Raw genomic sequence first — 12,358 nt, 5'->3', positions numbered from 1 at the left:
CCGGCCTCGCCAGCACCACGCGGCGAGCCGACTCACGACCGCCGCCGGCTTCGCCGGGGGCGGTCGTGGCGTGATCGCGCCAGCTCCCCTTCGTCAGCAACCTGGGACGAGCCCGCATGCTCAACCGTTACCCCCTGTGGAAGTACCTGCTGATCCTCATCGTGCTCCTCGTCGGCCTGGTCTACTCGCTGCCCAACCTCTTCCCCGAGGATCCGGCGATCCAGATCAGCAGCGAGCGCGGTGACGCCACCGTCGACGAGCGCCAGCTCGAGCGCATCCGCGGCTCGCTCACCGAGGCCGGCATCGACATCAAGGCCGTGGAGCGCAGCGAGACCAGCACCCTGCTGCGCCTGGAGACCCCCGATGCCCAGCTGGCCGCCCGCGACCGCGTCGCCGCCATGCTCGGCGACGACTACGTGGTGGCCCTGAACCTCGCCGAGTCGACCCCCGAGTGGCTGCAGGCCCTCTCCGCCTCGCCCATGACCCTGGGCCTCGATCTGCGCGGCGGCGTGCACTTCCTGCTCGAGGTGGACATGCAGGCCGCCGTGAGCCAGCGCCTGGAGGTCAACGCCAGCGCCATGCGCGAGCTGCTGCGCGACGAGCGCATCCGCTACCGCGACACCGACATCGACGGGCGCACCCTGACGCTGACCTTCACCGACGCCGAGGACCGCGACACCGCCCGCAGCCTGATCAGCCGCGAGTTCCCCGACTTCCAGTACCAGAACCAGGGCGACGGCCGCGGCGCCGAGCTGGCCATGACCCTCACCGACCAGGCGGTCGACGAGATCCAGGACTACGCCATCAACCAGAACCTCACCACCCTGCGCAACCGGGTGAACGAGCTGGGCGTGGCGGAGCCGCTGGTACAGCGCCAGGGGCCGGACCGCATCGTGGTGGAGCTGCCCGGCGTGCAGGATACCGCCGAGGCCAAGCGCATCGTCGGCGCCACCGCCAACCTGGAGTTCCGCCTCGAGGCGCGCCCCGACACCCCGGAGAGCGAGACCGAGACGCTGCCGTTCCGCAACACCCCCTCGCGCGACGCCGACCTGATGCGCGACGTGATCATCACCGGCGACCAGGTCTCCAACGCCAGCCGCAGCTTCGACGAGAACGGCCGCCCCCAGGTCAACATCAACCTGGACGGTACCGGCGGCACCCTGATGAACCGCGCCACCCGCACCAACATCGGCCGCAACATGGCGGTGATCTACATCGAGCACAAGACCCGCGACCGGGTGGAGACGGTGGACGGCGAGGAGACCATCGTCCGCGAGCCCTACACCGAGCGCGGCATCATCAGCCTGGCCACCATCCAGAGCGCGCTGGGCAACAGCTTCCGCATCACCGGCCTGGACTCCCCCACCGAGGCCGCCGAGCTGGCCCTGCTGCTGCGCTCAGGCTCGCTCGCCGCCCCCATCTACTTCGCCCAGGAGCGCACCATCGGCCCGAGCCTGGGGGCCGAGAACATCCAGCGCGGGGTGATGTCGGTGCAGATCGGCCTGCTGCTGGTGGTGCTGTTCATGCTGATCCGCTACAAGGTGTTCGGCGTCTTCGCCAACATCGCCCTGGCGCTCAACCTGACCCTGCTGGTGGCGGCCATGTCGCTGCTGGGCGCCACCCTCACCCTGCCCGGCATCGCCGGCATCGTGCTGACCCTGGGCATGGCGGTGGACGCCAACGTGCTGATCTTCGAGCGCATCCGGGAGGAGCTGCGCACCGGACTCTCGGTGCAGCAGGCGATCCACGCCGGCTACGAGCGCGCCTTCAGCTCCATCATCGACGCCAACATCACCACCCTGCTGGTGGCGGTGATCCTGTTCTCGATCGGCACCGGGCCGGTCAAGGGCTTCGCCGTGACCCTGTCGCTGGGGATCCTCACCTCGCTGTTCACCGCCCTGCTGGTGACCCGTGCGATGGTGAACCTCGTCTACGGCGGCAAGCCGGTCAAGAAGCTCTGGATATAAGAGGTGAGCATGAAAAGCCTGGCCAATCGACAGCTCGACTTCATGGGCAAGCGCAAGGTCGCCTTCGCGATCTCCGGCCTGCTGATCCTGGCGTCGATCGTCTCGCTGCTGTTCCAGCAGCTCAGCCTGGGGCTGGACTTCACCGGCGGCACCCTGGTGGAGGTGCGCTACGCCGTGGCGCCCTCCCTGGATGCCGTGCGCCAGACCCTGGAGGCCGCCGAGTTCCGTGATGTCTCGGTGCAGACCTTCGGCGCCGCCAACGAGGTGCTGATCCGCCTGCAGCAGGCCTTCGACGCCGACGTCGGCGACCGCGTGGTGGAGCTGCTGCGCCGCGGCGGCGAGGAGGTCACCCTGGTGCGCGCCGAGTTCGTCGGCGCCCAGGTGGGCGACCAGCTGCGCGACCAGTCCGGCCTCGGCCTGCTGGTGGCGCTGGGCATCGTGATGCTCTACGTCGCCTTCCGCTTCCAGTACAAGTTCGCCATCGGCGCGCTGCTGGCGCTGCTGCACGACGTGATCATCGTGGTGGGCATCTTCTCGCTGTTCCAGATCGAGTTCGACCTCACGGTGCTGGCCGCGGTGCTGGCGGTGATCGGCTACTCGCTCAACGACACCATCGTGGTCTACGACCGCATCCGCGAGAACATCCGCAAGTCACGCATCGACGACATGGCGGCAATCTTCAACGAGTCGCTCAACCAGACGCTGTCGCGCACCCTGGCCACCTCCGGCACCACCCTGCTGGTGCTGATCGCCCTGCTGCTGCTGGGCGGCGACATGATCGAAGGCTTCTCCATCGCCCTGATCATCGGCGTGGTGGTCGGTACCTTCTCCTCCATCTACGTGGCCGCGGCCCTGCTGCTGGCGGTGAAGCTGGAGCGCGAGGACCTGATCCCGGCGAAGAAAGAAGACCCGGAGGCCGAGGAGCTGCCCTGAGCGGCACCCCCGGACCGCGCAACGACAGCGCCCCCGCCGAGGCTTCGACGGGGGCGCTGTCGTGCCGGAGCGCGGTTGGCGCGAGGCTCAGTTGGCCTCGCGCCAGCCCCCCAGCACGCGCTGGTCGGGGCCGAAGAACACCAGGCGGTCGTGGTCGATCAGGTAGCGGTAGGCGGTCTCCAGCATCCCGGTCACCCGGGCGGCGTCTTCCAGCTGCGGACAGCCGCGCCGGGTGGTGGCCAGCTCGCTGACCTCGATGCGCTGGTTGTCGCCCAGGCGCACCCGGCCGCCCATCGCGTTGCAGCCGTCGCTGCCCACCAGGCGTCCGTCGCGGCTCACCTCGAACCAGGGCGTCTCGGGCATCGCGAGCCGCTCGCTGGTGCCGACCAGCAGCAGGTTCCAGCGCTGTCCCACCACCGGCCCCTCCAGGCCTTCGGCGGTGGGCGACTCGGGGGCCGGGGTGCGGCCGGCACAGGCGGCGAGCAGCACGGCGGCGGCAAGCGCCAGCAGCGGGCGGGAGCGATGGAGTACCGATGGCCTTACCATGTGCCGGTGTTCTCCATGGAGGCCCAGGGTTCGCGGGGCGCCTGTGCCTCGCCCTTCTGCAGGAGCTCCACGGAGATGCCGTCGGGGCTCCTGACGAAGGCCATGTGGCCGTCACGGGGAGGCCGGTTGATGGTCACCCCGGCGTTCTGGAGCTTCTCGCACAGGGCATAGATGTCCTCCACCCGGTAGGCCAGGTGGCCGAAGTTGCGCCCCCCGGTGTACTCCTCGGGGTCCCAGTTCCAGGTCAGCTCGAGCTCCGGGGCCTGGAGCTCCGCGGAGCGTCCCTCGTCGTCGGGGGCGGCGAGGAAGATCAGGGTGAAGCGCCCCTTGTCGTTCTCCTTGCGACGCACCTCGCGAAGGCCCAGCAGGTCGCAGTAGAAGTGCAGCGAGGCGTCCAGGTCACTGACGCGCACCATGGTGTGCAGGTACTGCATATCGAACTCCTTGTCGTGTGGCGTGAGTCGTGTAGCGTGACGGGCAGTGTAAACCCGCCGAGGAGGAACACGGAATGGCCAGAGAGACCCCGGCATGAGCGACTACTGTGACCTGGCCCCGGGGCATCCGTTTCATGGCCCCTACCATGACCACGAGTACGGCTTCCCGGTCGCGGGCGACGACGCCCTGTTCGAGCGTCTGGCCCTCGAGATCAACCAGGCAGGGCTCTCCTGGCTCACCGTGCTCAAGAAGCGTGAGGCCTTCCGGCGCGCCTTCGAGGGCTTCGCCATCGAGCGGGTGGCGGCCTACGGTGAGGCCGAGCGCGCGCGGCTGCTGGCGGACGCCGGCATCATCCGCAACCGGCGCAAGGTCGACGCGGTGATCCACAACGCCTCGGTCATCCTCGAGCTCCAAGAGACCCACGGCAGCTTCCACGCCTGGCTCGACCACCACCATCCCCTGCCCCATGAGGAGTGGGTGCGGCGCTTCCGGCGCACCTTCCGCTTCACCGGCCCGGAGATCGTCGGCGAGTTCCTGATGAGCACCGGCTACCTGCCCGGCGCCCACCGCGACGACTGCCCGGTGCAGGCGCGCATCCTCGCCGCCTCGCCGCCCTGGACACGCCGCTGATGCCGCCAGCCGGGCGGCCGGGGGAACCCTCGCCGCCGTCAGGCATCCCAGATCAGACCCCGACCACGAGGACACCTCGACCATGGATTCCCTGACCCAGGCGGCGCTGGGCGCCGCGGTGGGGGGCGCCGTGCTCGGCCGCCGCCTGGGCCGCAAGGCCGTGCTGATCGGCGCCGCGCTCGGCACCCTCCCCGACCTCGACGTGGTGATCGACTACGGCGACGCCGTGGCCAACGTCACCGAGCATCGCGGCTTCTCCCACTCGCTGTTCGTGCTGACGGAGCTGGCCGCGCTGCTCACCCTGCTGGCGAGGCGCCTCGCCCCGGCCCGGGACATCACCGCGGGGCGCTGGGCGACCTTCTTCGGCCTCTGCCTGCTCACCCACCCGCTGCTCGACGCCCTGACCACCTACGGCACCCAGATCTGGTGGCCGCTGGACGTGCGCCCCGCCGCCTACCCCATCGTCTTCATCATCGACCCGCTGGTCACGCTGCCGCTGCTGGTGGGGATCGGGGTGGCCCTGGTCACCGGCAACGGCCAGCGCGCCCCGGCCCGGGGGCTGGCGCTGGCGGGCGCCTACCTGGTGCTGGCCTTCGGCGCCAAGCAGCTGGTGGAGGCGCGTCTCGAACCGGTGCTGGCCGAGCGCGGCCTCGAGGCGAGCCCGCGACTGCTCCAGCCCACCCCCTTCAACATCCTGCTGTGGCGGGCCACGGTGGTGGCGGGTGACGACCACCACGAGCTGCTGGTGGGCGTGCTGGACGGCGACACCCCGCCGACGGTGGAGACCTACCGCCGCGGCGCCGAGCTCGAGGCGGCGGCACTGGAAACCGATCGCGGCCGGCGCCTGGCGTGGTTCGCCGGCCCCTTCCTGCGCTACGAGAGCCGTGAGATCGACGGCCGGGAGACCCTGGTGGCCACCGACCTGCGCCTGGGCTTCCCGGGATTCCACCCCTTCGCCTTCGACCTGGCGATCCGCGACGGGGAGGCATGGCGGCCGGTGGCGACCTCCCGCCAGCTCCCGGCGCCGTCCCGCGGCAACCGCGAGGCGCTGACGCGCCTCGCCGGGCGCATCCTGACCCCGAGCCCGGCACTGTGCACCAGCGACTTCGTCGCCGCCGGCTGGCTGCGGGAGGCGCCCGAGGGCTGCTGAGCCAGCACCGGGCAACACAAGCAACGGGGCGGCCCTTGGGCCGCCCCGCTGCGTTGCCGTGGCTCGGCTGGTGTCGCCTTACAGGCGCTCCACCAGGCCATCGATGGCCTGGCGGGCCTCCTTGAGCGCCGCCTCGCGATGCGACTCGCCCATGTTGAGCCCCTCGGCGAAGACGGTATCCACCTCGGTGATCCCCATCATGCCCAGCATCAGCTTGAGGTGAGGGGTCTGGGTGTCCTTCTCGGTGCCGGCGTACTGGCCGCCACGGGCCGCCAGGATCACCGCGCGCTTGCCCTCCACCAGGCCCTGGGGGCCGTTCTCGGTGTAGCGGAAGGTCTCGCCGGCACGCATCACCCGGTCGAACCACGCCTTGAGCTGGCTGGGGATCCCCAGGTTGTACATCGGCACCCCCAGCACCACGACGTCGTGGCCGCGCAGCTCGGCGAGCAGGACGTCGGAGCGGGCGGCCAGCGCGCGCTGCTCGTCGCTGCGCTCCTCGGCCGCCACCTGCCAGCTGCCCAGCTCGGCCAGCCCCAGGTGCGGCAGCTCCTCGGCCACCAGGTCGCGATGGGTGACCTCGACGCCGTCACGGGACGCGGCGCGGGCGATGAAGTGCTCGGCCAGCCCCTTGGACTGGCCGTTCTCGGCGAGGATGGAAGCGGTAAGCACGAGGACACGAGTGGTCATGGCGACCTCCTTGGATCAGGCATGGAAGGATAATCGCCATGATAGTTGGATTATTTGCCACGAAAAGCGCAAATATCCGCCTTCAATATTCGATAAAAACGAAAATCAGGGAGCAATCCCCTGGCCACAGCCCCGATACTGCTCCCCGTCGACGCTGAGGGTCACCCGCGCCGGGAAGGGCTCGCCGCTCATGTCGTCGAGGCAGGCGCCGGCCTCGATGCGCAGCGTGAAGGGGGTGTCGCCTCGGCCGCTGGCCAGGATCACCCGCCCCGCCTCATTGTCGAGGGTCGTCACCCGGTAGGGCAGGGTCTGCTCGCGGCTGCCGTAGTCGAGGGTCAGGGTGACCTCGGGGCGGTCGTGGGCGAGGCTCGCCATCCAGCCCGGCTCGTTGCCCCGCGCGTGGAACATCACCCCGGGGCGCTGCTCGCGGGTCAGCGCCTGGCGGCGCAGGCGGGCCTGGCACTCCAGGCGCCCGCGAGGCGACTCGACGACGGCCTCCTCCCCCTTGTTCCAGAAGCTCAGCTCGCCCTGCTCGAAGCGCGCTCCGCTGGCCACCACGGCGGGAGTCAGCCGCCAGGCGCCGTGGGCCGACCACAGTCGCAGCTCCTCCTCGCCGGCGGCGGTGACCAGCGCCTGGTCCGGGGTGCAGCGCCAGGCGGTGAAGGCCTCCGCCTCGCCGGGGAAGAGAGTCGAGGGCAGCAGCGGGGCCTGGCCGGTCGGGGTGATCGGCGCGGGGGCGCTGGCACAGCCCCCCAGCAGCAGGGCGGCGCCGAACAGGACGGGGGCGAGCGGGCGGGACATGGCGACTCCTTGCATGAGCGAGATCCGATGGCCCCGAGCATAGCAGCTCCCGCCGCCCGCCGGCGCCACCTAGCCATGGCACCCAGGGCAATCGCAGTTAGTCATGCGGCGATAGCGAAAGGCGCCGGGGACAGGTCGTGGTGGGGGTCCTATGCCAGGGAAGGCATCGGTAGCGCCCAGGGAGGGGTTCACAGCGCCCCCGAACAGGCCTGTCGCCGGGAGAGCCTTGAGCGGTGCTTCCCTCTGCGATAGCCCCGCATGGCTGCAGGAACGCTCAGCCGAAGCGTCGCCGCAGCTCGCGCGCGGCCGCCACCATGTTGGCCAGCGCCGGCTCCACCTCCTCCCAGCGCCGCGTCTTGAGACCGCAGTCGGGGTTGACCCACAGCCGTTCGGCGGGGATGCGCTCGGCCGCCCGCACCAGCAGCCTCACCATGGCGTCGACCTCGGGCACGTTGGGCGAGTGGATGTCGTAGACGCCGGGGCCGATCTCGTTGGGATAGGCGAAGTCGCGGAAGGCGTCGAGCAGCTCCATGTCCGAGCGCGAGGTCTCGATGGTGATGACGTCGGCATCCAGGGCGGCGATCGCCTCGATGATGTCGTTGAACTCCGAATAGCACATGTGGGTGTGGATCTGGGTCGCGTCGCGCACCCCCGAGGCGGCCAGGCGGAAGCAGGCGACCGCCCAGTCGAGATAGCCGGCCCACTCGCTGCGCCGCAGCGGCAGCCCCTCGCGCAGTGCCGGCTCGTCGATCTGGATGGCGCGGATGCCGGCGGCCTCGAGGTCGGCCACCTCGTCGCGCAGGGCCAGGGCGATCTGGCGGCAGGTGGTCTCGCGGGGCTGGTCGTCGCGCACGAAGGCCCACTGCAGCAGGGTCACGGGACCGGTCAGCATGCCCTTCATGGGGCGCTCGGTCAGCGACTGGGCATACTCGCTCCAGCGCACCGTCATCGGCCCCGGCCGGCTGACGTCACCGACGATCACCGGCGGCTTGACGCAGCGCGAGCCGTAGCTCTGCACCCAGCCGAAGCGGGTGAAGGCGTAGCCGTCGAGCCGCTCGCCGAAGTACTCCACCATGTCGTTGCGCTCCGCCTCGCCGTGCACCGGCATGTCGAGGCCCAGCGCCTCCTGGCGCGCCACGGCGTGGGCGATCTCCTCCTCCATGCGCGCCTCGTAGGCGTCGCGGTCGAGCTCGCCGGCCTTGAAGGCACGCCGCGCCCCGCGGATGGCGTCGGTCTGGGGGAAGGAGCCGATGGTGGTGGTGGGAAAGAGCGGCAGGTCCAGGGCCCGGCGCTGGGCCAGGGCCCGCCGCGGGTAGGGGCTGGCGCGCTCTTGGTCCGTCGGCTCCACCCCGGCCAGGCGGTCGGCCACCTCGGGACGGTGCAGGCGGGTCGAGTCGCGGCGGGCCTGCAGGGCCGCGGTGGCATCCGCCAGCCGCTCGTGGTCAACCGCGGTGGCGCGGCCGTCGAGCAGACGCGCCAGGGTCACCGTCTCGTCGAGCTTCTGGCGGGCGAAGGCGAGCCAGCGCCTGAGCTCGGGATCCAGTTCGGTCTCCCGCTCCAGATCCACCGGCACGTGCAGCAGCGAGCAGGAGGGGGCGATCCACAGCCGCTCGCCGAGGCGCAGGCGCGCCTCGGCCAGGCGCTCGCGCAGCAGGGCCAGGTCGGCGCGCCACACGTTGCGCCCGTCGATCGCCCCTACCGAGAGCACCTTGTAGGCGGGCAGGCGGTCGAGCACGGCCTCGAGCTCGCCGGGGGCACGCACGGCATCGATATGCAGCCCGTCGGTGGGCAGCGAGGCGGCCAGCCCCAGGTTGTCGCCCAGGCCGCCGAAGTAGGTGGCCAGCAGCAGCTTCAGTGGAGCGCGGGCGAGCACGCTGTAGGCGGCCTCATAGGCCTGTCGCCAGGCGGGCGGCAGCTCCTGCACCAGTGCCGGCTCGTCGAGCTGCACCCAGTCCACCCCCTGCGCCGCCAGGCGGGCGAGCAGCTCGCCGTAGACCGGCAGCAGGGCGTCCAGCAGCGAGAGCCGGTCGAAGGCGACCTCGCCCTTCTCCTTGCCGAGCCACAGCCAGGTCAGCGGGCCGAGCAGGGTGACCTTGACCGGGTAACCGGCGGCCAGCGCCTCATCCACCTGGTCGAACAGGCGCGTGGCGGCCAGGCGGAAGGCCTGGCCCGCGTGCAGCTCCGGCACCAGGTAGTGGTAGTTGGTATCGAAGTACTTGGTCATCTCGCAGGCCGCGGCGGGTGCCCCCGAGGGGGCCCGGCCCCGGGCCATGCGGAAGGCGGTGTCCAGGTCCACCTCGCCGGCGGCCACCTCGGCCTCGGCGGCGAAGCGTGGCGGCACCGCCCCCAGGGCCACCGAGAGGTCGAGCACCTGGTCGTAGAAGGCGAAGTCGCCCACCGTCACCAGGTCGAGCCCCGCCTCGCGCTGCGCAGCCCAGTGCCGGGCACGCAGCTCTCGGCCCACCGCCTCCAGCCCCTCGCGGTCGAGCTCGCCGCGCCAGTAGGTCTCCACGGCACGCTTGAGCTCGCGGTCGGCGCCGATGCGTGGATAGCCAGAAATATGAGCCAATGTCATGATCAAACCCCTTCTGCATGAACGATTCAGGGGAGTCTGGCTGGCCAAGGGGAGTGAATCAAACTAAACTTCCTAATCTTCAAAATGAAAGCGACTCACCCATGCTCGAGCTGCGACACCTCCGTACCCTGATCGCCCTGCGCGACGCCGGCTCCCTGGTGGAGGCGGCGGAGCGCGTGCACCTGACCCAGTCCGCCCTCTCCCACCAGATCAAGGACCTGGAGGAGCGCCTGGGCAGCCCGCTGTTCGTGCGCAAGACCCGGCCGGTGGAGTTCACCCGCGCCGGCCAGCGGCTGCTGACCCTGGCCGAACAGGTGCTGCCCCAGGTGCGCATGGCCGAGCGCGACCTGGCGCGCCTGGCCGGCAACGAGCAGGGGCGTCTGCACATGGCGATCGAGTGTCACAGCTGCTTCCAGTGGCTGATGCCCACGGTGGATCACTTCCGCGACCACTGGCCGGAGGTGGAGATCGACATCCCCGGCGGCCACCACTTCGACCCGTTGCCGGCGCTGGCCCGCGAGCAGCTCGACCTGGTGATCACCGCCGACCCCCAATCGTTGCCGGGGGTGCACTACGAGCCGCTGTTCCGCTACGAGGGGCTCTTGGCGGTGGCGCGCCAGCACCCGCTGGCCGGCAAGCCCTTCGTCACCCCCGAGGCGCTGGCCGAGGAGACCCTGATCACCTACCCGGTGGAGCACTCGCGGCTGGATGTCTTCACCCAGTTCCTCGACCCGGCGGGGGTGCAACCGAAGGAGGTGCGCACCGCCGAGCTGACCATCATGATGATGCAGCTGGTGGCCAGCGGGCGCGGCGTCTGCGCGCTGCCCAACTGGGCGCTGACCGAGTACCTGGAGCGCGACTACGTCAAGGCGGTGGCCTTGGGGGAGAAGGGGGTATGGAGCACGCTGTTCGCGGCGATCCGCGAGGAGACTCGCAGCGCCCCCTGGATGGAGGACTTCCTGCGCACCGCCCGGGAGACCTCCTTCGCGGTGCTGGACGGCATCAGGCCGGCGTGAGACGGGCGTCCTCGCCGCGCCGCGGCAGCAGCAGGGTGAAGCGCGCGCCACCGAGTTCGGGGCTGTCGTCCACCCCGACGCTGCCGCCGTGCCAGCTCATCACCTTCTGCACGATGGAGAGCCCCAGGCCGTAGCCGCCGGCGCTGCGGGTGCGGCTGTCGTCGAGGCGGGCGAAGGGCTTGAAGATGGTCTGGCGATCGGCCACCGCCACCCCGGGGCCATCGTCCTCCACGTCGATGCGCACCAGGGCGAGCTCGCCCCTGACGCGGATCCTCACCCGCGAGTGGGCGTGGCGGCAGGCGTTGGCCACCAGGTTCTGCACGGCACGCTGCAGGTAGCGCGGCTCGGCCAGCGCCTCCACCTCGCCGCCCTCAGCCAGGCTCAGAGTGAGCTGCGGGTGGAGCGGGCTGAGCGCCTCGATGACACGGCGTGCCAGGTCGCGACAGTCGACCTGCTCGGCGTTCATCTCGCGGCCGTCGACCGCCTCGCTGCCCAGCCGGGCATAGGTGAGGATCTCGTCGATCAGCCCGTCGAGCTCCTCGATATCGGCGTCGACCCCCTGCAGCTGCCGGCGCACCCCCGGGTCCGCGGTCATGTCCTCGACCATCTGCACCGCGAAGCGGATGCGTGCCACCGGGGTGCGCAGCTCGTGGGAGACGGCACGGATCATGTCCTGCTGGGCGCGCAGCAGCGACTGCACCTGGGCAGCCATGCCGTTGAGCGCCATGCCCAGGCGGCCCACGAAGTCGGCACTCTCCACCTTGACCCGGGTGTCGAGGCGACCCGCGGCGATCCGCGAGGCGGCCTGCTCCAGGCGCACCATGCGCGCCTCCACGCCGCGCACGATCAGGTAGATGGTCACCCCCAGCACCGCCAGCAGCACCAGCACCAGCAGCAGCTGCAGCGAGCCGGGCATCGGCTCGAAGGCGGAGACCGGCCCCACCACCAGCCAGCTGGCGTCGCCGCTGCGCTCGCGCAGCGCCAGGTAGATCGCCACCGACCAGCGCCCGGGGAGCAGCTGGATCACCACCTCGCCATTGGAGAGCCGCCTCAGCTGGTGGTCGTCGAGCCCGTTGGGCGGCGCCTCCTGCAGGCGGATCGGCAGGCGCCCCTCGGCCAGGCGCTCGAGCCGGGCCTGGCGGGCCTCGGCGGGCACGCCCGCCAGCCACTCGCCGAGCAGCTCGGTCAGCCCGCGCAGCTGGTGTTCGCTGAGGTTGGTGAGCTCGACCCGCAGCAGCCGCTCACCGCCGGGCAGCAGCGACTGCAGCCGCCAGCCGGTCTCCTCGCGGGGTTCGACCAGCACCCGTCCCCGCTCCAGGCGCAGGCGGGCGAAGTAGCCTGGTGCCGCCTCCTCCAGCGGCAGCACGCCGGCGGTCATGTCCAGGCGCCGGCTCTGGGCATCCAGCCAATCGTCGTGGGCACTGGCAGGCAGGGTGGCAAGGCGGGCGGCGAGCAGCCGCATGGGCGCCTCGGCGAGCTGCTCGCGGTGCGCCTCGCGGCGTACCTGGTCGACCAGCGCCAGGCCCAGCAGGGCCAGACCGAAGGTCAGCAGCAGGGCCAGCGCCAGCAGCAGGTAGACGCGCAGGAAGGTGCTGTCGGCGAGGACCCGACGCATGGT

11 protein-coding genes are annotated in these 12,358 nt (G+C 70.9%); 5 read left to right on the top strand and 6 right to left on the bottom strand.

Features of this window, described 5'->3' with window-relative positions; translation table 11 throughout:
• Positions 1-116: 116 nt before the first annotated feature.
• Both secD and secF read left to right on the top strand, forming a co-directional pair.
• The gene (secD, locus tag BLP95_RS00160; RefSeq protein WP_089676182.1) at positions 117-1,967 is read left to right on the top strand and encodes a protein translocase subunit SecD; all 1,851 of its coding nucleotides are present in this window, start codon (positions 117-119) and stop codon (positions 1,965-1,967) included.
• Between the two features lie 9 nt (positions 1,968-1,976).
• The gene (gene secF / locus BLP95_RS00155) at positions 1,977-2,900 is read left to right on the top strand and encodes a protein translocase subunit SecF (RefSeq protein ID WP_089676181.1); all 924 of its coding nucleotides are present in this window, start codon (positions 1,977-1,979) and stop codon (positions 2,898-2,900) included.
• Positions 2,901-2,987: 87 nt separating this feature from the next.
• On the opposite strand, the gene BLP95_RS00150 is transcribed toward secF, so the two are convergent.
• Both BLP95_RS00150 and BLP95_RS00145 read right to left on the bottom strand, forming a co-directional pair.
• Entirely contained in the window at positions 2,988-3,446 is a 459-nt protein-coding gene (locus BLP95_RS00150) for an META domain-containing protein (RefSeq protein ID WP_089676180.1), read from the bottom strand.
• Positions 3,440-3,880: a VOC family protein gene (locus BLP95_RS00145; RefSeq protein ID WP_089676179.1), complete on the bottom strand. Its 441-nt coding sequence runs from the start codon at positions 3,878-3,880 to the stop codon at positions 3,440-3,442. The genes BLP95_RS00150 and BLP95_RS00145 overlap by 7 nt, the downstream gene beginning before the upstream one ends.
• Before the next feature lie 94 nt (positions 3,881-3,974).
• Between BLP95_RS00145 and BLP95_RS00140 the strand changes: the two genes are divergently transcribed.
• Together BLP95_RS00140 and BLP95_RS00135 are read left to right on the top strand one after the other, a co-directional pair.
• A complete protein-coding gene (locus BLP95_RS00140; protein WP_089676178.1) occupies positions 3,975-4,511 on the top strand; it encodes a DNA-3-methyladenine glycosylase I in 537 nt (178 codons plus the stop codon).
• An 82-nt stretch (positions 4,512-4,593) separates the two neighbouring features.
• On the top strand, positions 4,594-5,661 hold the full coding sequence (locus tag BLP95_RS00135; protein WP_089676177.1) for a metal-dependent hydrolase: 1,068 nt from the start codon (positions 4,594-4,596) through the stop codon (positions 5,659-5,661).
• A gap of 78 nt (positions 5,662-5,739) precedes the next feature.
• On the opposite strand, the gene BLP95_RS00130 is transcribed toward BLP95_RS00135, so the two are convergent.
• From BLP95_RS00130 to metE, 3 genes are all read right to left on the bottom strand, one after another.
• Positions 5,740-6,348: an FMN-dependent NADH-azoreductase gene (locus BLP95_RS00130; protein WP_023007421.1), complete on the bottom strand. Its 609-nt coding sequence runs from the start codon at positions 6,346-6,348 to the stop codon at positions 5,740-5,742.
• A 105-nt stretch (positions 6,349-6,453) separates the two neighbouring features.
• Positions 6,454-7,149 (bottom strand): COG3650 family protein, encoded by a 696-nt coding sequence (locus tag BLP95_RS00125; RefSeq protein WP_089676176.1) that lies wholly within the window; start codon positions 7,147-7,149, stop codon positions 6,454-6,456.
• A 274-nt stretch (positions 7,150-7,423) separates the two neighbouring features.
• Positions 7,424-9,724 carry a 5-methyltetrahydropteroyltriglutamate--homocysteine S-methyltransferase gene (gene metE / locus BLP95_RS00120; protein WP_089676175.1) on the bottom strand — a complete coding sequence of 767 codons (2,301 nt, stop codon included), beginning with the start codon at positions 9,722-9,724 and terminating at the stop codon, positions 7,424-7,426.
• Positions 9,725-9,825: 101 nt separating this feature from the next.
• Between metE and BLP95_RS00115 the strand changes: the two genes are divergently transcribed.
• Entirely contained in the window at positions 9,826-10,740 is a 915-nt protein-coding gene (locus BLP95_RS00115; protein WP_089676174.1) for a LysR family transcriptional regulator, read from the top strand.
• Here BLP95_RS00115 and BLP95_RS00110 read toward each other — a convergent pair.
• Positions 10,727-12,355 (bottom strand): ATP-binding protein, encoded by a 1,629-nt coding sequence (locus BLP95_RS00110; protein ID WP_089676173.1) that lies wholly within the window; start codon positions 12,353-12,355, stop codon positions 10,727-10,729. The genes BLP95_RS00115 and BLP95_RS00110 overlap by 14 nt on opposite strands.
• Between the last annotated feature and the right edge of the window lie 3 nt (positions 12,356-12,358).

Source organism: Halomonas shengliensis (genome assembly GCF_900104135.1).
Taxonomy (GTDB): domain Bacteria; phylum Pseudomonadota; class Gammaproteobacteria; order Pseudomonadales; family Halomonadaceae; genus Halomonas; species Halomonas shengliensis.
Note: the sequence above shows the minus strand (reverse complement) of the source record. Positions and strands in the feature narration are given on the sequence as shown.

Excerpts from the sequence above, each read along its gene's own strand:
- secF (WP_089676181.1), top strand. The coding sequence starts at position 1,977 with ATGAAAAGCCTGGCCAATCGACAGCTCGACTTCATGGGCAAGCGCAAG.
- metE (WP_089676175.1), bottom strand. The coding sequence starts at position 9,724 with ATGACATTGGCTCATATTTCTGGCTATCCACGCATCGGCGCCGACCGC.
- secD (WP_089676182.1), top strand. The coding sequence starts at position 117 with ATGCTCAACCGTTACCCCCTGTGGAAGTACCTGCTGATCCTCATCGTG.
- BLP95_RS00115 (WP_089676174.1), top strand. The coding sequence starts at position 9,826 with ATGCTCGAGCTGCGACACCTCCGTACCCTGATCGCCCTGCGCGACGCC.
- BLP95_RS00140 (WP_089676178.1), top strand. The coding sequence starts at position 3,975 with ATGAGCGACTACTGTGACCTGGCCCCGGGGCATCCGTTTCATGGCCCC.
- BLP95_RS00150 (WP_089676180.1), bottom strand. The coding sequence starts at position 3,446 with ATGGTAAGGCCATCGGTACTCCATCGCTCCCGCCCGCTGCTGGCGCTT.
- BLP95_RS00110 (WP_089676173.1), bottom strand. The coding sequence starts at position 12,355 with ATGCGTCGGGTCCTCGCCGACAGCACCTTCCTGCGCGTCTACCTGCTG.
- BLP95_RS00145 (WP_089676179.1), bottom strand. The coding sequence starts at position 3,880 with ATGCAGTACCTGCACACCATGGTGCGCGTCAGTGACCTGGACGCCTCG.
- BLP95_RS00130 (WP_023007421.1), bottom strand. The coding sequence starts at position 6,348 with ATGACCACTCGTGTCCTCGTGCTTACCGCTTCCATCCTCGCCGAGAAC.
- BLP95_RS00125 (WP_089676176.1), bottom strand. The coding sequence starts at position 7,149 with ATGTCCCGCCCGCTCGCCCCCGTCCTGTTCGGCGCCGCCCTGCTGCTG.
- BLP95_RS00135 (WP_089676177.1), top strand. The coding sequence starts at position 4,594 with ATGGATTCCCTGACCCAGGCGGCGCTGGGCGCCGCGGTGGGGGGCGCC.